17 protein-coding genes are annotated in these 18,045 nt (G+C 67.4%); 5 read left to right on the top strand and 12 right to left on the bottom strand.

Annotated elements, in window-relative coordinates; all coding sequences use genetic code 11:
• Window positions 1–8 precede the first annotated feature (8 nt).
• The 4 genes from D000_RS0105180 to D000_RS0105165 form a co-directional block, all read right to left on the bottom strand.
• On the bottom strand, window positions 9–974 hold the full coding sequence (locus D000_RS0105180) for a GDP-L-fucose synthase (protein WP_018872476.1): 966 nt from the start codon (window positions 972–974) through the stop codon (window positions 9–11).
• On the bottom strand, window positions 967–2,052 hold the full coding sequence (gmd, locus tag D000_RS0105175; protein WP_018872475.1) for a GDP-mannose 4,6-dehydratase: 1,086 nt from the start codon (window positions 2,050–2,052) through the stop codon (window positions 967–969). Before gmd ends, D000_RS0105180 begins: the two co-directional genes overlap by 8 nt.
• Window positions 2,053–2,138: 86 nt before the next feature.
• On the bottom strand, window positions 2,139–3,569 hold the full coding sequence (locus D000_RS0105170; RefSeq protein ID WP_018872474.1) for a mannose-1-phosphate guanylyltransferase/mannose-6-phosphate isomerase: 1,431 nt from the start codon (window positions 3,567–3,569) through the stop codon (window positions 2,139–2,141).
• 5 nt (window positions 3,570–3,574) lie between these two features.
• Window positions 3,575–4,918, bottom strand: a complete 1,344-nt coding sequence (locus D000_RS0105165; RefSeq protein WP_018872473.1) for a phosphomannomutase/phosphoglucomutase — start codon at window positions 4,916–4,918, stop codon at window positions 3,575–3,577.
• A 182-nt stretch (window positions 4,919–5,100) separates the two neighbouring features.
• On the opposite strand from D000_RS0105165, the gene D000_RS0105160 reads away from it, so the two are divergent.
• Entirely contained in the window at window positions 5,101–5,862 is a 762-nt protein-coding gene (locus D000_RS0105160; RefSeq protein WP_018872472.1) for a class I SAM-dependent methyltransferase, read from the top strand.
• 99 nt (window positions 5,863–5,961) lie between these two features.
• Here D000_RS0105160 and D000_RS0105155 read toward each other — a convergent pair whose 3' ends face one another.
• The 4 genes from D000_RS0105155 to D000_RS0105140 all read right to left on the bottom strand — a co-directional run bounded on the left by D000_RS0105155 (window position 5,962) and on the right by D000_RS0105140 (window position 9,606).
• Window positions 5,962–7,236, bottom strand: coding sequence for a sensor domain-containing diguanylate cyclase (locus D000_RS0105155; protein WP_018872471.1), 1,275 nt, complete (start codon window positions 7,234–7,236; stop codon window positions 5,962–5,964).
• A 103-nt stretch (window positions 7,237–7,339) separates the two neighbouring features.
• A complete protein-coding gene (locus tag D000_RS0105150; RefSeq protein WP_018872470.1) occupies window positions 7,340–7,732 on the bottom strand; it encodes a CBS domain-containing protein in 393 nt (130 codons plus the stop codon).
• An 11-nt stretch (window positions 7,733–7,743) separates the two neighbouring features.
• A complete protein-coding gene (locus D000_RS0105145) occupies window positions 7,744–8,091 on the bottom strand; it encodes a hypothetical protein (protein WP_018872469.1) in 348 nt (115 codons plus the stop codon).
• 3 nt (window positions 8,092–8,094) lie between these two features.
• Window positions 8,095–9,606 carry a DUF1538 domain-containing protein gene (locus tag D000_RS0105140; protein WP_018872468.1) on the bottom strand — a complete coding sequence of 504 codons (1,512 nt, stop codon included), beginning with the start codon at window positions 9,604–9,606 and terminating at the stop codon, window positions 8,095–8,097.
• Between the two features lie 76 nt (window positions 9,607–9,682).
• Between D000_RS0105140 and D000_RS0105135 the strand changes: the two genes are divergently transcribed.
• Window positions 9,683–10,387, top strand: coding sequence for an SDR family NAD(P)-dependent oxidoreductase (locus D000_RS0105135; protein ID WP_026279777.1), 705 nt, complete (start codon window positions 9,683–9,685; stop codon window positions 10,385–10,387).
• Between the two features lie 92 nt (window positions 10,388–10,479).
• Entirely contained in the window at window positions 10,480–11,127 is a 648-nt protein-coding gene (locus D000_RS0105130; RefSeq protein ID WP_018872466.1) for an OmpW family protein, read from the top strand.
• 31 nt (window positions 11,128–11,158) lie between these two features.
• On the opposite strand, the gene D000_RS0105125 is transcribed toward D000_RS0105130, so the two are convergent.
• Genes D000_RS0105125 through D000_RS0105115 form a run of 3 tightly spaced genes read right to left on the bottom strand, consistent with a single transcriptional unit; the run spans window position 11,159 to window position 14,645 of the window.
• Window positions 11,159–11,584 carry an HIT domain-containing protein gene (locus tag D000_RS0105125; RefSeq protein ID WP_018872465.1) on the bottom strand — a complete coding sequence of 142 codons (426 nt, stop codon included), beginning with the start codon at window positions 11,582–11,584 and terminating at the stop codon, window positions 11,159–11,161.
• Window positions 11,574–13,541 (bottom strand): aminopeptidase N, encoded by a 1,968-nt coding sequence (locus tag D000_RS0105120; RefSeq protein ID WP_038047533.1) that lies wholly within the window; start codon window positions 13,539–13,541, stop codon window positions 11,574–11,576. Before D000_RS0105120 ends, D000_RS0105125 begins: the two co-directional genes overlap by 11 nt.
• A 3-nt stretch (window positions 13,542–13,544) precedes the next feature.
• Window positions 13,545–14,645, bottom strand: coding sequence for a ChaN family lipoprotein (locus tag D000_RS0105115; protein WP_231371001.1), 1,101 nt, complete (start codon window positions 14,643–14,645; stop codon window positions 13,545–13,547).
• Between the two features lie 167 nt (window positions 14,646–14,812).
• Between D000_RS0105115 and D000_RS0105110 the strand changes: the two genes are divergently transcribed.
• Together D000_RS0105110 and D000_RS0105105 are read left to right on the top strand one after the other, a co-directional pair.
• Window positions 14,813–15,589 (top strand): FkbM family methyltransferase, encoded by a 777-nt coding sequence (locus tag D000_RS0105110; protein WP_018872462.1) that lies wholly within the window; start codon window positions 14,813–14,815, stop codon window positions 15,587–15,589.
• 31 nt (window positions 15,590–15,620) lie between these two features.
• On the top strand, window positions 15,621–16,424 hold the full coding sequence (locus tag D000_RS0105105) for a creatininase family protein (protein ID WP_018872461.1): 804 nt from the start codon (window positions 15,621–15,623) through the stop codon (window positions 16,422–16,424).
• A 380-nt stretch (window positions 16,425–16,804) separates the two neighbouring features.
• Here the strand turns inward: D000_RS0105105 and ribA are convergent, their stop codons facing one another.
• Window positions 16,805–17,950 (bottom strand): GTP cyclohydrolase II RibA, encoded by a 1,146-nt coding sequence (gene ribA / locus D000_RS0105100; RefSeq protein ID WP_018872460.1) that lies wholly within the window; start codon window positions 17,948–17,950, stop codon window positions 16,805–16,807.
• Window positions 17,951–18,045 lie beyond the last annotated feature (95 nt).

Below are 18,045 nucleotides of genomic sequence, written 5' to 3'. Positions count from 1 at the left end.
CGGTTGGCTCACCGGTTGGCTCCGCCGTGTTCCAGAAACTCGGCATAGGCCCCGGCCAGCCCTTCGTCGAGCCCGATACGGGCCTTCCAACCCAGCGCCGCGAGGCGCGAGACGTCCAACTGTTTGCGCGGGGTACCGTCCGGCTTCGAGCGGTCAAAGCGCAGCTCGCCCCGGAAGCCGACCACGCCGGCCACCCGCTGCGCGAGTTCGGCAATGGTCAGGTCCTCGCCCGTGCCCACGTTGATGTGGCTCAGCATCGGCTCGGTGTGCTCCGCATAGGTGGTCTGGTCGAGGTTCATCACATGCACACAGGCCCCTGCCATATCGTCCACGTGCAGGAACTCGCGGCGCGGGGTGCCACTGCCCCAGACGGTCACGTGATCGGCGCCGGCCTGTTTCGCCTCGTGAAAGCGCCGGATCAGCCCGGGGATCACGTGGCTGTTCTCCGGGTGGTAGTTGTCGCCCGGGCCGTAGAGGTTGGTCGGCATGACCGAGCGATAGTCCGTGCCGTACTGTCGGTTGTAGCTCTCGCACAGCTTGATGCCGGCGATCTTGGCGATGGCGTAGGGCACGTTGGTCGGCTCCAGCGGCCCGGTCAGCAGGGCCGCCTCCGCGATCGGCTGCGGGGCCTCGCGCGGGTAGATGCAGCTGGAGCCGAGAAACAGCAGCCGCCGCACACCGGTGCCATGGGCAGCGTGAATCACGTTGGTCTGGATCGCCAGGTTGTCGCGGATGAACTCGGCCGGATAAGTGTTGTTGGCGTGAATCCCGCCCACCTTCGCCGCCGCCAGGTACACCTGGTCCGGGCGTTCCACGCGCATGAAGGCCTCCACCGCGGCCTGATCGGTCAAATCGAGCTCGGCGTGCGTGCGGGTCAGCAGCTCCACGCCCGGCCAGTCTTCGAGCTGGCGGCAGATGGCGCTGCCCACCATCCCCCGGTGCCCGGCGACGAAGACGCGCTGCGGCTTATTCATGGCGGCTCAGGGTGCGGTAGCCGTGGTCGCGCACCAGTTCGTCGCGCTCGGCGCTCTTGAGGTCCTCGCGCACCATCTCGGCCACCAGTTCGTCGAAGCGGATGCGCGGCTCCCAGCCGAGCTCGCGCTTGGCCTTGCTGGCATCGCCCAGCAGGGTCTCGACCTCGGTGGGCCGGAAATAGCGCGGGTCCACCGACACAATGCAGCGGCCCTTGTCGTCAAAGCCCTGCTCGTCCACGCCCTCGCCGCGCCACTCGATGCGCATGCCGAGCTCATGGGCCGCGGCGTCGACGAAGTCGCGCACGCTGTGCTGTTCGCCGGTGGCGATCACGTAGTCGTCCGGGGTGTCCTGCTGCAGCATCAGCCACTGCATCTCGACGTAGTCGCGGGCATGGCCCCAGTCGCGTTTCGCGTCCAGGTTCCCGAGGTACAGCCGCTCCTGCAGCCCGAGCTTGATGCGCGCCAGCGCCCGGGTGATCTTGCGGGTGACGAAGGTCTCGCCGCGCACCGGGGATTCGTGGTTGAACAGGATGCCGTTGCAGGCGTACATGCCGTAGGCCTCGCGGTAGTTGACCACGATCCAGTAGGCATACAGCTTGGCCACCGCATAGGGGCTGCGCGGGTAGAACGGGGTGGTCTCGTCCTGCGGCGTGGCCTGCACCTTGCCGTAGAGCTCCGAGGTGCTCGCCTGGTAGAAGCGCGTGGTCTGCTCCATGCCGAGGATGCGGATCGCCTCCAGCAGGCGCAGGGTGCCCAGGGCATCGGAGTTGGCGGTGTATTCCGGTTCCTCGAAGGAGACCGCCACGTGCGACTGCGCGGCCAGGTTGTAGATCTCGTCCGGCTGCACCTGCTGGATGATGCGGATCAGGCAGGTGGAGTCGGTCAGATCACCGTGGTGGAGGATGAAGCGGCGATCGCTCTCGTGCGGGTCCTGATACAGGTGGTCGATGCGATCGGTATTGAACAACGACGAGCGGCGCTTGATGCCGTGCACCTCGTAGCCCTTGTCCAGCAGGAACTCGGCCAGGTAGGCCCCGTCCTGTCCGGTGATCCCGGTGATCAATGCCACTTTGGCCATATCGACTCCCGCTGCCGGGCGGCGTGCGCGCCACGCCCCACCCAAAACGCGGAATCATACCATTCCCGCCCCCGGCGGCACGTGCTTCAGGCGCGCCCGTAGACGTCCTCCAGGCGCACGATGTCGTCCTCGCCCAGGTAACTGCCGGACTGCACCTCGATCAGCTCCAGCGGCAGCGCGCCGGGGTTCTCCAGGCAGTGCACCTGCCCGATTGGAATGAAGGTCGACTCGTTCTCGGTGACCAGGTAGTTCTGTTCGCCGTTGGTGACGCGGGCCGTGCCGCTGACCACCACCCAGTGCTCCGCCCGGTGGTGATGCATCTGCAGCGACAGGCGCGCGCCGGGGTTCACGGTGATGCGCTTGACCTGGTAACGGGACCCGGTATCGATGGATTCGTAACAGCCCCAGGGCCGGTACACCACGGTATGGTCCACGTGTTCGTTGCGATTGGCCGCCTGCAGGCGTTCGACGATGCGCTTGACGTCCTGCACCCGGTCGCGATCGGCCACCAGCACCGCGTCGCGGGTGGCCACCACCGCCAGATTGCGCAGGCCGATACCCGCGACCAGCAAGCCATCGGCATCCACCACGCAGCCCTCGCTGTCTTCCAGCAGACAGTCGCCGCGCAGGGTATTGCCCTGCTCGTCCATGCCGCGAACCCCGGCCAGGGCCGACCACGAGCCGATATCGCTCCAGCCGGCCGCCAGCGGTGTGACCGCGGCATGCTGGGTGCGCTCCATCACGGCATAGTCGACCGAGATGTTGGGGGCCGCCGCAAACGACTCGGGGTCCAACCGGAGGAAGTCGAGGTCTTCCTGCGCGTTATCCAGGGCACTTCGGCAGGCGGCCACGATGACCGGTTCGAAGCGCTCCAGCTCCTCCAGATACTGCGAGGCCCGAAACACGAACATCCCGCTGTTCCAGAGGTAATCGCCGCCCTCGATGTATTCGCGGGCGGTGGCGGTATCCGGCTTTTCGACGAAGCGCGCGACGCGCGCCCCGTCCGCACCCAGGGACTCGCCCTGCTGGATATAGCCATAGCCGGTCTCCGGCGCTGTGGGCACGATCCCGAAGGTGACGAGATGCCCGGCCTCGGCCAGCGCCATCGCCCGCACCACCGCGCCCCGGAAGGCCTCGGGATCGCCGATGTGGTGATCCGCCGCGAGCACCAGGAGCAGCGGATCACGCCCCTCGGACCGCGCCTGCAAAGCGGCCAGCGCGATCGCCGGCGCGGTATTGCGGCCCTCCGGCTCCAGCAGGATGCGCGTCTGTTGCACACCCGCCGCGCGGAGTTGTTCGGCCGCCAGGAAACGGTGCTCGACATTCGCCAGCACCAGCGGTGGGGCCGCGCCCAGACCGTCCAGGCGCTGAGCGGTTTGCTGCAGCAGGGTCTGCTCCCCAATCAGGGGCAGGAACTGCTTGGGATAATGGCTGCGGGATACCGGCCACAGGCGGGTGCCCGAGCCGCCGGCCAGGATCACCGGTTGCAGTTCGGTCCGGCTATGCGTCTGTTCCATCGTCCTCAACCCCGTATCAGGCGGGAAATCTCGTCCACGCGGCGCTCCAGCAGGGCCGGGTCCGCGCGGGTCTCCACGTTCAGGCGCAGCAGCGGTTCGGTATTGGAGCTGCGCAGGTTGAACCGCCAGTCGCCGAACTCCAGGCTGACACCGTCCGTGTGATCCTCCACCCCACCCTGTCCGGCGTAGGCCTGCAGCACGCGCTCGCTGGCGGCTGCGGCGTCCTCCACCTGGAAGTTCAGCTCGCCGCTGCAGGGGTAACGGGCCATGCGCTCGGCAACCATCTCGCCCAGGGACTGTTCGCGCCGCCCCATTAGCTCGGCCACTCGCAGCCACGGCAGCATGCCGGTATCGCAGTAATAAAAATCGCGGAAATAGTGGTGCGCGCTCATCTCGCCGCCGTAGATCGCGTCCTCGAGGCGCAGCCGCTCTTTCATGAAGGCATGCCCCGTCTTCGACTGGATCGGCTCGCCCCCCGCGGCGCGCACCATCTCGATAGTGTTCCAGGTCAGGCGCGGGTCATGGACGATACGCTCGTCGGCATGCCCATCCAGGCAGGCCTCCGCGAGCAGGCCGACGATGTAGTACCCCTCGATGAAGTTCCCCTGGGCGTCGAACAGGAAACAGCGGTCGAAGTCCCCGTCCCAGGCCACGCCGAGATCCGCGCCATGGGTCCGCACTGCGTCAGCGGTGGCGGAGCGGTTCTCCGGCAGCAACGGGTTGGGAATGCCATTAGGGAAATGCCCGTCCGGCTCGAAATTGACCCGGATCAGTTCGAACGGCAGATGCGGCTCCAGCGCCTCCAGCACCGGCCCGGCGCCCCCGTTGCCCGGATTGACCACGATCTTCAGGGGCGGCAGGGCGTCGCGCTGGATCGAGGCCAGCAGCCGTGCGACGTAATCACCCCGGTGGTCCAGATGCCGGATCTGCCCATTGGGCATGGGCCGGAAATCCCCCCGCTCCGCCCGGTCACGAATCGCCTGCAGGCCGGAGTCGCCACTGATCGGGCGGGCCTCGCTGCGCACCAGCTTCAGGCCGTTGTAGTCCAGCGGGTTGTGGCTGGCCGTGACCATAATCCCGCCACCGGCGCCGTAATGCGCCGTTGCGAAATAGACCTCCTCCGTGCCACACATGCCGATGTCCGCCACATCGCTACCGCCCGCGGTAAGGCCCTCTATCAGCGCCCCCGCCAGCTCCGGGCTGGACAGGCGAATATCGTGGCCGACCACGGTCCGGCCCGGCCGGATCTCCTCGGCAAACGCGCGCCCGATGGCCCGCACCACCTCCGGATTGAGCTGATCCGGCACCCGGCCGCGTACGTCATAGGCCTTGAAACAGTCGATCTTCATGCATGTCCCTTTTCGGCATCGTTCCGTTCCCGCGCGGGCGGGACCGGACGGGTTCTCCTTTCATGATACATAGCCGAAACCGGCAGGGAGACGCTGCCGTCATCAATGCCGTCAGTGGCGTTACTTGACGATTCCGCCGCATACCCACGAGCATGGTGGGTTTATCCAACCAGGAGAAGCCGATGAGTGAGCCGCAAGTGAAGACCGAGGAGAAGAAACAGCATTTCGACGACATCTACGTCGCCGAGACGCCGGTACCGTTCAAGGAGCGCATCATCGACGCGCTCGATTACATCTCCGACGACTTCAACCGGCAAACCTTCGACCGGCTGATCCTCCCCTGGGCCGAGAAGCAGTCCGCCGCCGGCAAGACCCTGAACTACGTGGACCTGTGCTGCTGCTTTGGCAACACCACCATGGCCGCCATCCACAACATGGATGTCGAGGCGATCCGCGCCAACTGGGCCGACGAACAGGCCTGCAAGACCGTCGCCGCGCCGCGGCGCCTGCCGATGAAGACCACCGGCATCGACATCTCCGGCAACGCCCTGGCCTACGGCAAGAGCGCCGGCCTGTTCGATCAGACCTTCGAGGCCGATCTGAACCAGCCGGCGCCGGACACCCAGGCCGGCATCGAAAAGGCCCTGGCCGACGCCGACATCGTGATCTCCACCGCGTCGCTGGTCTACCTCGATCCGCCGGCGATCGAAAAGCTGGTACGCGCGTTTGCCGAGGCGCCGCGCGAGGGCTACATGCTGGTGAACTTCCTGAACCCCTTTGCCCTGGAAAAGGCGGACGCCACCAAGCGCCTGCTGCTGGAGCACCTGGAGTTCGTGGGCAGCACGGCCAGCCGCCATCGTCGCCTGTCGCCGCTGGAGCAGGAAAACTATCCGGGCGAGGACTGGGCGCTGCTGGAGATCTGGGTCCTGCGCCGCCGCGGCTGACCCGGTTCGCCACACCGGCATCCGAAGCCAGACATCGGGCCGACCCTCAGGGGTCGGCCCGTTTTGTTTCTACAGGGCCGCCCGGGTCGGGCCCGGGCGTTACAGCAGGACGACCCGGTTCCTGCCAGCCTCCTTCGCTTGGTACATCGCCTCGTCGACGCGCCGCGTCAGCGACTTCGGCGTATCCCCCGGGCGCATCTCGGTCACCCCGAAGCTGGCGGTGACGGAGATCGGACAGGATGTCTCCATGGCGGCGACGGCCTTGCGCAGTTTCTCCGCCATGGCCTCGGCCCCGCTGCCGCTGGTCTCCGGGACCACCACCAGGAACTCCTCCCCGCCCCAGCGGCCCAGGGAGTCGGCCTCGCGCAGGCCCTCACGCACGGTCACGGCCAGGCGCTTGAGGACCTCGTCCCCGGTCTCGTGGCCGTAGTCGTCGTTGAAGTCCTTGAAGTGATCGATGTCGAACATGATCAGCGACAGTGGCCGCCCGTAGCGGCGGCTGCGTTCCATCTCGCTTTCCAGGGTATTGCCCAGACTGAGCCGGTTGGCCAGCCCGGTCAGCCAGTCGGTATGCGCCAGGCGCCGGATCTCCTCTTCCATGCGCACGCGGTCGGTCACGTCCTTCCCGATCGAGACGTAGTGCGTAACCTCGCCCTCGGCGTTTGTCACCGGGCTGATGCTCTGCTCCATGTGCATCAGGGATCCATCCCGGCGCCGGTTCACGAACTCGCCACGGAAGGCCTCCCCGCGCTTCAGGGTCGCCCAGAGCTCCTGGTAGAAGGCCGCATCCTGCTGACCCGATTTAAGGATGCGCGGATTCTGCCCCTGGGCCTCGTTTCGGCTGTAGCCGGTCTGGTCCTCGAAGGCCGCATTCACGTAGGTGATGGTGCCCTCCGGGTCGGTAATCAGCACCGGATCGGCCGAGACCTCCAGCGCCGTCGACAGCAGCCGCAGCTGGTCGTCGCGGCGACGGTCCTCGCTGATATCCTGCTGCACCGAAACGAAATGCGTAACGCGCCGCTCGTCCTCCTGGGAGTGCACTGGCGAGATGTGCCAGCGCACGTAATACCAGGAGCCGTCCTTGCGGTAGTTGATCGCCTCGCCATCAAAGCATTCGCCACAGGCCAGCGCGCCCCGCATCCGGTCCAGCACCGCACGCGAGGTCGCCGGCCCCTGCAGCATGCGCGGGGTCTGGCCCAGGGCCTCCTCCCGCGTGTAGCCGGTCATGCGCTCGAACCCGGCGTTCACGTAGATAATGCGAGGACCGGCATCCAGATCCGCATCGGTAATGACCACCGAGTTGTGCGACTGCTCGATAGCCGCATCCAGAAGGCGGAGCTTCTCGAAGCCCTCGATAAACGAGATGGGAGGCATCAGACGGCCTTTGCGATACGAATGGGCACCCGGCGCGAAGCGGGTGCGGAATGCAGTACGAACTCGGACCCGCGGTGGCGAACGAGGTTCCGTCCCGCCCGATTCAATCGAGGTCGGCCATCTGCAGGATGGAGCCGACGATGTCACTGGTCGTCACGATGCCCTCGAGCTCGTTGCCCCGCAGCACGACCAGACGCCGGATGCCCTGACTGACCATCAACCGGGCCACGTATTTCACGTCCATCTCCGCGGGTACCGTAATCACGGGCTTGGTGCAGACGTCATAGACATTGGACAGGTCGATGTCGCCCTCCTCCGCCACGATCGTCTTCAGGATCGTGGTGTAGGTGATGATCCCGTAGGCATCATGGGCATGCTGTTTCTCGACCACCAGGGACTTGACCCCGTGCCTGCGCATCAGCTGCATGGCCTCGCGCAGCGGCGCCAGCGGCGAGACGGTCACGACATTCGATTTCAGGATTTCACTTACCAGCATGGTGTTCTCCGTCAGATTTCTTCCTTGACCTGTTCCTGGAACTGCTCGATCTGATTGCGTCCAATGCCGGCCAGGTGCGCCACATCCACCGTAAAGGCGATCCCCCGAGGGTCGTTCGCCAGATCCAGTTCACGCGCAATGGACTTCAGCACGTCCAGGGCCACGCGCTTCTCCAGCACCCACAGCAGGACCGACTGACTGCCCTCGTAGGTCATGCCCAGAAAGGTCTTGCGCGCCTCGGCCCCGATACCGCGGGCATCCATGATGGTGACACCGCCCGCGCCGGCCGCCTTCGCGGTGGCAATGGCCTGCTCTTCCAGGTCGTCCGGAAGCACGGCCACCAGTGCGGAAAATTTCATTTTTCAGTCCTCCTGTTGCTCGTTGCGCGCAAACCAGCGTTCGTACAGATCCACGGCAATGGCATAGAGCATGACCGTGACAATCGGGAAAATCGAGGCGAACGCGATCAGGCCAAAGCCGTCGATCAGCACGTTGCGGTCCTCGAGGTGCGTGGCCAGGCCGATACCCAGCGCGGTGACTAGCGGCACCGTGACCTCGGAGGTGGTTACCCCGCCCAGATCGAAGGCCAGCGCCACGATCTGCTTCGGCGCGAGGATTGTCAGCACGATCACCAGCAGGTAGCCAGCCATGATGTATTGATGGATCGAATCACCGGCCAGGATACGGTGGACACCGATGGTGATACCGATGGCCACCCCCAGCGCGACCAGGATGCGGATCACATTGCCGCGCAGCGAGCCGCGCGCCGCCTCCTCGGCCTTCTGGCCGATCGCGATCAGGGCCGGTTCCGCCATCGTGGTCGCAAAGCCGATCGAGAACGCGAACAGGTAGACCCACAGGAACAGCTCGTTGGTGATCAGCTGCTCGGCCATGCTCTCGCCGATCGGGAACAGGCCCAGCTTGAGCCCGACCACAAAGGCGTACAGGCCCAGCACCACCAGCACGAAGCCGAAGATCACCCGCGGCAGGTACGGGATGCGCTTGCGCAGCACGAAGTACTGGAACACCACGATCACCGCGATGATCGGCGCGACGTCGCGCAGCATCAGCAGCAGATCCATCCCCATCGCGGACAGCCAGTGCCCCTCATCCGCGCCCGGCAGATCCGTGTCCGCATCCATCGCCGCGGTCTCGCCGTTACCCGGGGCATCGATCTCGGCACCGGCGAACACGATGATCCCGTACAGCTGCACCGTGATCATCGGCACCATCACCGCCAGCGCCACCAGGCCAAAGCCGTCGCGCAGAGGATTGCGCCCGCTGATCGAGGCGGCCAGACCCAGTCCCAGCGCGGCCACCAGCGGCACGGTCACGATGTTCGTGGTCACCCCGCCCGAGTCGTAGGCCAGACCCACGATCTCCTCGGGGGCAAAGAAGGTCACCAGTACCACCAGCACGTAGCCGGTCAGGATGTACCAGTGCAGCGGGTGGCCCATGACCGTGCGCAGGATGCCCAGCGCCACCACGGCACCCACGGACAGCGCGACAATCAGGCGCAGGACCAGGCCCTCGATGCGTCCCTCGCTGATCAGCTCGGCCTGTTCCGCCACCGCGATCAGGGCCGGTTCCGCGATCACGGTCGCAAAGCCGAGGGTAAAGCCGAACGCCATCAGCAGCAGCAGCGAACCACGCCGGGCCAGCGCGTTGGAAAGGTTCTTGCCGATGGGGAAGATGCCCATCTCCAGGCCCTGCAGGAACAGCGCCACGCCAAAGACCACGATGGCCAGGCCGATCACCATCGACAGCAGGCCGTCCGGCACCGTGCGCAGCACCAGTGCCTGAAACACCGCGACTACGATCACGATCGGTGCCAGGTTGCGTGCCGCGTGCCCGAGGGTATGGAGAAAATTCATGCGCTCTCTGTCCGATTCCGGCACGCGCCGGGGCCACCGCAACCGAATCAATTACCGGGCCTGCGGTCATAGTGTCATGGAATCCCTGCAGACACCCTATCGCGCCGTGATCGTCGGCGCCACGGGCGGACTCGGCGCCGCCTTCGTGCAACAGCTCGAACAGGATCCCGACTGCGGGCAGGTCGTTGGCCTGCACCGGCATAGCAAGCCTCGGGTAGACCTGCTGGACGAGGTCAGCATCGAACACGCCGCCAGCTGGCTGCGGGAGCAGGCACCGGAATGGGACCTGATCCTGGATGCCACCGGCATCCTCACCATCGACGGCCACGGCCCGGAGAAGCGCCTGCGCGATCTGGACCCCGCGATCATGGCCCACGCGTTCGCGATCAACGCCATCGGCCCGGCTCTGCTGTTCAAGCACCTGGCACCGCTGCTGCCCCGCACGCGCAAGGGTGTTCTCGCCACCCTCTCCGCCCGGGTGGGCTCCATCGAGGACAACCACCTCGGCGGCTGGATCAGCTATCGCGCCTCCAAGGCCGCGCTCAACCAGATCGTGCGCACCACGGCACTCGAACTGCGCTTCAGCCACCGCCAGGCCGTGGTGCTGGCCCTGCAGCCCGGCACCTGTGCGACGCGCCTGTCCGAACCCTACCGCGCCCGCGCCCCCGAGGTGCTGGAGCCGGAGACCGCAACCGGCGCACTGCTGAAGGTCCTGGACCGGCTGGACGCCACAGACTCCGGCACCTTCTATGACTTCGAGGGGCAGCGGCTGCCGTTCTGAAAACCGTTGCCACAGATGATCTGCATCAACGTTTTCTGATACGGGCCGCGCGATAGTTTGCGCGCACCCCTAATAATTCGGAGGAACCGAACATGCGACGCACCCTGACCTTCCGCTCCCTGGCACTGGCCGGCCTGCTGGCCCCCGCCGCCCTGATCCCGGCCCACGCCACCGCCGCCAATGCCGACGTCTCCGCCGGCGACTGGCTGATCCGTGGCGGCCTGACCCACGTGGCCCCCAAGTCCGATAACGGCACTCTGGCCGGTTTGGGCGACGCCGCCGTAGACGTCGGTTCCAACACCCGTCCCTCCGGCAACATCACCTACATGATGACCGACAACCTGGGCCTGGAGCTGCTGGTCGCGATCCCGTTCAAGCACAGCCTGAACGTTGGCGGAGACGACATCGGCAGCACCCGCCACCTGCCACCGACCCTGAGCCTGCAGTACCACTTCAACACCGGCACCGCGGTGCGTCCGTATGTCGGCGCCGGCATCAACTACACCTACTTCTTCGACGAGGACACAGCTGCGGTGACAGGGCAGGATATTGACCTGGACGATTCCTGGGGTGCGGCGTTGCAGGCCGGGATCGACTTCGCAGTGGACGATAACTGGTTCGTGAATGCCGAAGTGCGCTGGATTGACATCGACACCGACGTCTCGCTGGGCGGCGCCCATCTGGGCACGGTCAACATCGACCCCTGGACCTTCGGGATGAACGTCGGCTACCGCTTCTGACCAATCGCCTCCGGAGACGCCTACGGGCGTCTTACCGGTCCGCGATATCCACCACGAGGCCGAGGACGCGCTGTATGCGCTCCTCGGCCTCGTGTCGTTCCAGCCCTCCGGGATGCGGCGTTCCCCAGACCGGCCCCGGCCAGGCGGCATCGTCCGCAAAGCGGGCCACATGATGGAGATGGAGCTGCGCCACGATGTTGCCAAGCTTGGCCACGTTCAGGGCCGTGGGCGCGAAGGCCTGCTCCATCGCCCGGGACAGGGCGCGCGACTCGCGCAGCAGTTGCGCGGCGTCCGTGTCATCCAGCTGGTGCAGCTCCGCCACCTCCGCCCGCCGCGGAACCAGCAGGAACCAGGGATAGCCGCGATGATCCATCAGCCTCAGGCTGGATAAGGGCCACTCCGCCGCCGCCCAGGTATCCGCCTCCAGGCGCGGGTCCAACACGAAATCATTCGTCATCGTTCAGTTCCTGCCAGACGCCGGGCACGGGCCACAGACCGGTCTTCGGCGCATCGCCCTGCCCCGGCAGCAGATAGCTGTAGTGAGAACGGTGGCGCAGTGCGGCGGCCACCTCGCGCCGGGCCTCCGCATCGGTCCCGCTGATCACGACCACCGCCGCCCCCGGCACAGCCCAGGCGCGCGGGCCGGACGCCACCTCCAGGTCCGGCTCGACCACCCCGGGGTCTGCGGGCAGCCCGCGCTCCCGCAGCCAGCGACTGGTGGCGGTGTGATCCCCCAGCACGATGCGCGTACCCTGATCGCTGTCGGCCGCGTCCGGCACCCGCCCCAGCCAGGCCGCCACTTCCTCGGCGCGCGCATCCCCGAGGGTCACCAGGCGCACGCGCGGGTCCAGCGCCGCCTGCCGCAGGATATCCGGGGACTCCCCGGCCGTCAGGTGGCGGAACAGTCGCCAGTCGGGGTCCACCGCGACCGCCAGCGGGCGCACGGCCGTCTCGACGATGACCTCGCGCCGGGCCTGATCGAGCTCCACCCAGTGGGTTTCGCGCCCGGCCTCCGTCTCGACTTCCAGCGGCACGCGCAGCATCCAGGGCTCACCCGGTACGCGCTGATGCAGTTCTGCACGCACCCGCCACCCCGCCTCCCCGGCCTCGCGCTGCAGCTGTGCAAGCTCCAGCAGCGGCGCGCCGCTGCGACCGGTCCACTGTTCAAAAAAGGGCCGCAGGTCCTGATCGGTCTCGCGCTCGAAGGCAGTGATGACCGCATCCCAGTCCGCCTCGCGAAAGCGCCACTGCGCGAACAGTCGGCGCGCGCCGGCCAGCAGCGCCTCGCGTCCGATCCAGTCTTCCAGCATCAACCACAGCATCGCCCCGCGATGGTAGCCCGCGATCCGCGCCGCCCCGGCGTTGCCGCCGCGAAACGCCGCATGGGGCCGATCCTCCGTGGGTGGCAGCGCCGCGTAGTCGCGCAGCCACTGGCCGCGTTCGGCGCGTGCTTCCCCCGCCTCGCGCTTGAACTGGTAGTCGGCGAGGAAGGTTGTCAGCCCCTCCGACCAGTTGCCCCCTGCGGGGTCCACATACACGCCGGTCCCCCACCAGCTGTGCAGCACCTCGTGGCCCAGCGAGGTGTACGGGATAAAGGGCAGAGGAATCACCTGTGTGCCCAGCAGGGTAAAGCCGGAAAACGCGAGGCCCACCGGCTGCGGGCTCGCGGCAATGGTAAAGGTGGCAAAGGGGTACGCACCCAGCTCGTCCGAGAAGCGCTCGATATAGGCTGCGGCCTGCTCGCGATAAAGCTCGCCAAAAGCGACCTCCAGCCCGGCCGGGAACAGGGTGCGGATCTCGACTTCGCCCGCCGCCTGCGTCACCGGCTCCCAGGGTCCGGTCGCAACTGCCAGCGCGCGCCCGCCGGGGTGCTCGAAGGTGGCACGGTAGCGGCCATTCTCGTGCTGCTCCGCCACCCGCGAACCGGATGCGACGCCGAGATGCCCGTCCATCACCTCAAGGTGCACACGGAACGGGTGCGGCTCGGCCGCCGGGCGGCGCGGGTACCAGTCGGCGCCCGGCGGCAGGAAGCCACCATCGGTACCGAGATAGCCACCCCCGCGCGGGCCCCGCGGGGCGTCGGGGATGCGAGCCCCGTAGCGAATCACCAGTGTGCCCCTTGCGGCCTCGAGTGCCCGTTCCAGTTCCAGCCAGCCGTCATCGCTGCGGGTGTATGCAAGCGCCTCTCCGTCCAGCTCGACCTTATCGACGGCAATGCCCGGGTCCAGACGAAAGCGCTCCAGGGTTGCCGCATCCACCTGCTGAAGTTCGACCTGGAAACGCCCCTCCAGTCGCGCCTGCTCGGGCCAGAGCACCAGTTCCAGCTCGGGCCCGGAAAGGTGGTCTGCATCCGCGGCCGCACCGACCGAAGCCAGCAGACAGACCAACCCGCACAACCACCGCCGCCAGGACACCGGCTAGTCCTCCCGCGGGAAGCGCGCGACGAGTTCCAGGCGTTCGCCCTCGCGCTCGATTTCAAGCGGCAGCCAGGTGCCCGGCTGCACACCGCGCACCACGCGCTGCAGGTCCCCGGCCGCGTTCACCTCCTGCTCACCGGCCCGCAGCAGGCGATCCCCGGCCTTCAGGTCGGCCGCCGCGCCCACCGAGCCGTCCTGTACCCCGAGAATACGGACGCCTGGATCGGCCGCCTCGATGTGCACACCGAGCATTCGCCTTTCTGGCTCGAAACGCGGGTCGGCGGCAACGCCGAACACCGCACGCGCCAGCGCCGGGTCGGACTCGGCGCATTCGCCCGGCTCGCGCGGGAGCAGCACCGGCGCAGCCTCGACCCCCAGGTCGGCCAGCTGATGCGGTACCCCGTACCCGTATTCCAGGTGTCCGGAGCCAATGATCGCTGCGACCAGCGGCGGCTCCTCACCGCCCGCCTCGATGCGGCTGGCGATTGCGCCCGCCATCATGCGGTCCCAGGCCAGCTGAGTCGCAATAAAGCGGTCACGGTTCGGGCCCATGCCGGTCGGGTGCCGCTCCAGCACCGCCTCGAGGTATTCGCGGTATCCGGCGCTCGCCGCCGCCGGGGCGGAAACGCCATCGCGCGCCTCGGCGTCCAGCGCATCCCAGCCCTCGTGGCCCAGGGTACGGATCTTGTCGCGTTCCAGATTCAGCGCCAGCAGCGGGATCGCATGCACCCGCGCAAAGTGAAGGATGGGCCAGTAAAGGGCCGGGTCGAATCCCCAGTGGGTATACCACTCACTCGCCTCCAGAAAGGCCTCGGGGTCCAGCTCGCCGGCCACCCAGGCATCCAGCACCGGCTGCTTCGAGCGGGGCAGCATCTCCAGCCCGATGACCAGATCGGGCCGATGACCGTGCAGGGCCGCCAGTGTGCCCAGCTGCCAGCGGTGGTGATCCATGCGGTCGTGGCGCTCGCCGAGCAGCACCGCATCCGCCGTGGCCAGCTCCGCATACAGCGCCGCGCGGTCCACCGGCTCACCCCCCGGCGTGGTCCAGGCGCCTGCGGGCGGACACTCGCCGTCCGCGTACGCGGGGCCTGCCAGTACCATCCCCAGCAACACCCCCACACCCAGCCATCCCGACAATCGCCCGCGCACGTTCATCTGCATCTCCTGCTTGTTTGGGGTTACGCGTCGCGCGCGCAACGTAGCCTTCCAGAAGACACCGACAGGCTCTCGGCGTTCCCCCGCGCCGCGCGACCGGTTAGCCTGCACGCATGACCGCTACCCCGCCAGCCACATCCAGAACCGCCTGGCTCGACCACACCATCGGCGTCCTGCGCTCGCTGCTCATCTATCGTCGCCCGGGGCGCCAGCGCGGCCTGCAGCGCATGTATGCCGAGTTCGTCCATCCGGGGGACCTGGTCTTCGATATTGGCGCCCATGTGGGCGACCGGACCCGCGCATTCGCGGACCTCGGGGCACGCGTGGTGGCCCTGGAGCCCCAGCCCCAGTTGCTGCCCTGGCTGCGCCGCGCGGTTCGTGGTCGCCCGGGCATCGCCATCCGCCGCGAGGTCGCCGGGCCATCGCCCGGCACTGCGCGCCTGCAGGTGAGTCGCCGCCACCCCACGGTCTCCTCCGTCTCGCGATCCTGGGTGCAATCGCTGGGGCAGCGCAACCGAAGTTTCCAGCACGTCCGCTGGGACGACGAAATCGCGGTTCCGATGATCACCCTGGACCAGCTGATCGCGGAATACGGCATGCCCCGTTTCTGCAAGATCGACGTGGAAGGGCTGGAAGCGGAGGTACTGCGCGGACTGGGCCACCCGCTGCCCGCACTGTCCTTCGAGTTCGTGGCCGGGGCCCTCGAGATCACAGCTGACTGCCTGCAACAGCTCGCCGCCCTTGGCGAATACGAATTCAACCTGATCCGCGGCGAGCGACGCGGGTACGAATTCCGCGACTGGCAGGGCGGCAGCGACATTCTCGCCTGGCTCGAGGAACACGGCGAGCGGCTCGGCTCCGGCGACCTCTACGCGCGCCTGCGCCCTTGACGCCCTACGCTCCAGCGGCAAGGCTTGAACCATGGATACCCATGCGCTCCCCTGGTGGCAGAACCTGACCAGCCGCGAGATCGCCGCCCACGCCGAACGCGATGCGGTGGCGATCCTGCCGCTGTCGGCGATCGAACAGCACGGCCCGCACCTGCCGCTGGACACCGACTACCGCATCGGACTGGGGCTACTGGCCGCCGCCCACGCGAGGCTTGGCGAAGAACCCTCGCGGCTCATCCTGCCGCCGATGTGCGTCGCCACCAGCACCGAACACTCGGGCTTTCCCGGCACCCTGACGCTGCGCCCCGAGACCGCACTGGAAACCCTGCGTGACCTGGGCCACAGCGTGGCGCGCAGCGGGTTTCGCCGCCTGCTGCTGGTCAACAGCCATGGCGGCAACACCGCCATCTGCGACCTCGCCGCCCTCGACCTGCGCCAGCAGGCGGGCATGCTGGTCGCCAAGCACCACTATTTCCGCCAACCGCTGCCGGATAGCCTCGGCATCCCGCTCGAGGAACAGCGCCACGGCCTGCACGGAGGCCTGGTCGAAACGGCCATGATGCTCACGCTGGCACCTGAACAGGTCCGTCTCGACGCAGCCACCAGCGCCGCATCGCTCGGCGCGACCCTGGCCGATGAACTCGAACTCCTGGAGCCGGAAGGCCGCGTCGCCTTTGCCTGGATGGCGGGCGACCTGAATCCGACCGGGGTGGTCGGCGACGCTGGCGCCGCCTCCGCGGAGCTGGGCCGGGCGCTGGTCAGCCACTATGCCGAATCCGTGACCGCCGCCATTCGCGACACGGCACGCTTTGACCTGGGACGACTCGTGCCCTGATCCGGGGAAGGTCCGGGCACAGGGATTCATGGAGGCGCTCGCACCGGTAGGCAGCAGCGAGCCGATGGATCCGTGTTGTGCTAGGGAGACGCTGATTTAATCGCACGTCCGCGTTGGCGCCCCCTGTTTTCCGAGACAAGGCGCGTCGTGCAGCGGGTAGTGGTTCTACCCGCAAGCGGCGCAACGCAGGATCGGGGAACAGGGGGCACCAACCCGACAAGTGATTGAAAGAGCGGGCTCGGCCGCCCGTTGTTGATCGAAAACGGGCGCGCGCACGGCGTTGCGGCTCCCTTGTGCAGAATGACTGCACGGCGGTCACCGCGCCTTGTTCCCACGCAAAAGCGACTCGAGCGCGGACGTGCGATTAAATCAGCGTCTCCCTAGCCGCGCTCCGCCTCGGAGGCCAGCAACTCCTGCAGCCAGTGACCGCCGCGGTCGGCCTTGGTACTGAGGTAGCGCAGATTGTGCGGATTGAGCTTGCCATGCACCGGTTCGCGCGCCACCACGTCGATGCCGCCCGCACGCAGCGCGTCAATCTTGCCGGGGTTGTTGGTAAGCAGACGCACGCTGTCGATGCCGAGAAACTCGAGCATCTCCACCGCCGCGTCGTAGCGCCGGCCATCCGCCTCGAAACCCAGCTGGCAGTCGGAGTCGATCGTGTCCAGACCGGCCGACTGCATGGTGTAGGCCCGCAGCTTGTTGGCCAGGCCGATCCCGCGGCCCTCCTGGGCCAGATACAGCAGCACCCCGCCACCGGACTCGTTGATGGTCTTCACCCCCAGACGCAGCTGGTCACCACAGTCGCAGCGCAGGCTCCCGAACAGGTCTCCGGTCAGGCAGGCCGAGTGCAGCCGCACCGGCACCGCATCCGGCCAGTCGCGCGGCTCGCCGATCAGCACCGCAACATGCTCCAGGATCCCGTTGCCCTCGCGGAACAGCATGAAACGCGTGACCGGGGCATCCGCGAGCGGTACCGGGGCCTCGCTGACATAGGCCAGCTCGAGGCGCGGGTGCCGGGCCACCGCACGCGCCTCCTGCTCGTCCACGTCGAGAAACATGCCATCGGACAGCGCCGATGCGATTGCCTCGGGCACCGGGTCGGGAACGCGCGCGGCCACCACAGCCGGCAGCAGCCGCCCGGCGCGCACCAGTTCCAGTGCGGCGACCTCCGCCGGCAGGGCACGGGTCACGCTTGGGTGGCCCAGGGCGGCATCCGGCTGCGCGCCCTCGTTCGAGGCCTCGGGGGCACTCGCCAGAGTAAACAGCGCCTCCGGCTCGGTATCCGGGGCGAACTCCAGCGCCACGCCCTCCCAGCCCTGAGCCAGGGGTTCCGACCAGCCCATTGCAGAGGCGCGGTGCGCCGTTAGAATCAGGCGAGGCGCCGACCCGGTCATATGGGTCAAGCGATCCAGCAGCACGGGGGTCAGACCCTCGACGGCCGCAACGAGTACACTCGACTGCGAACCACTGACCAGGACCGGATGGCCCCGTCGAAGATCAAAGATCCCGCGATCGGCGTTGTGCATCGGGTGTTTCCATAGGGAGTTTAGTTTATGACCAGCCCGCGAACCGCGAATTCCCCGGCCCGGACCCCCGTCCCGACCGGACGGATCACACTTGC

Origin of the sequence: Thioalkalivibrio sp. ALJ16 (genome assembly GCF_000377345.1) — a bacterium.
Lineage (GTDB): Bacteria > Pseudomonadota > Gammaproteobacteria > Ectothiorhodospirales > Ectothiorhodospiraceae > Thioalkalivibrio.
The sequence above is the reverse complement of the archived record's forward strand: the minus strand, read 5'-3'. Positions and strand labels throughout refer to the sequence as shown.

Bases quoted from the DNA above. Each gene is read 5' to 3' on its own strand.
- D000_RS0105140 (WP_018872468.1), bottom strand. From the start codon at position 9,606: ATGAATTTTCTCCATACCCTCGGGCACGCGGCACGCAACCTGGCACCG.
- D000_RS0105180 (WP_018872476.1), bottom strand. From the start codon at position 974: ATGAATAAGCCGCAGCGCGTCTTCGTCGCCGGGCACCGGGGGATGGTG.
- D000_RS0105135 (WP_026279777.1), top strand. From the start codon at position 9,683: ATGGAATCCCTGCAGACACCCTATCGCGCCGTGATCGTCGGCGCCACG.
- ribA (WP_018872460.1), bottom strand. From the start codon at position 17,950: ATGCACAACGCCGATCGCGGGATCTTTGATCTTCGACGGGGCCATCCG.
- D000_RS0105110 (WP_018872462.1), top strand. From the start codon at position 14,813: ATGACCGCTACCCCGCCAGCCACATCCAGAACCGCCTGGCTCGACCAC.
- D000_RS0105105 (WP_018872461.1), top strand. From the start codon at position 15,621: ATGGATACCCATGCGCTCCCCTGGTGGCAGAACCTGACCAGCCGCGAG.
- D000_RS0105125 (WP_018872465.1), bottom strand. From the start codon at position 11,584: ATGACGAATGATTTCGTGTTGGACCCGCGCCTGGAGGCGGATACCTGG.
- D000_RS0105130 (WP_018872466.1), top strand. From the start codon at position 10,480: ATGCGACGCACCCTGACCTTCCGCTCCCTGGCACTGGCCGGCCTGCTG.
- D000_RS0105165 (WP_018872473.1), bottom strand. From the start codon at position 4,918: ATGAAGATCGACTGTTTCAAGGCCTATGACGTACGCGGCCGGGTGCCG.
- D000_RS0105150 (WP_018872470.1), bottom strand. From the start codon at position 7,732: ATGCTGGTAAGTGAAATCCTGAAATCGAATGTCGTGACCGTCTCGCCG.
- D000_RS0105115 (WP_231371001.1), bottom strand. From the start codon at position 14,645: ATGGTACTGGCAGGCCCCGCGTACGCGGACGGCGAGTGTCCGCCCGCA.
- D000_RS0105170 (WP_018872474.1), bottom strand. From the start codon at position 3,569: ATGGAACAGACGCATAGCCGGACCGAACTGCAACCGGTGATCCTGGCC.
- D000_RS0105160 (WP_018872472.1), top strand. From the start codon at position 5,101: ATGAGTGAGCCGCAAGTGAAGACCGAGGAGAAGAAACAGCATTTCGAC.
- gmd (WP_018872475.1), bottom strand. From the start codon at position 2,052: ATGGCCAAAGTGGCATTGATCACCGGGATCACCGGACAGGACGGGGCC.
- D000_RS0105155 (WP_018872471.1), bottom strand. From the start codon at position 7,236: ATGCCTCCCATCTCGTTTATCGAGGGCTTCGAGAAGCTCCGCCTTCTG.
- D000_RS0105145 (WP_018872469.1), bottom strand. From the start codon at position 8,091: ATGAAATTTTCCGCACTGGTGGCCGTGCTTCCGGACGACCTGGAAGAG.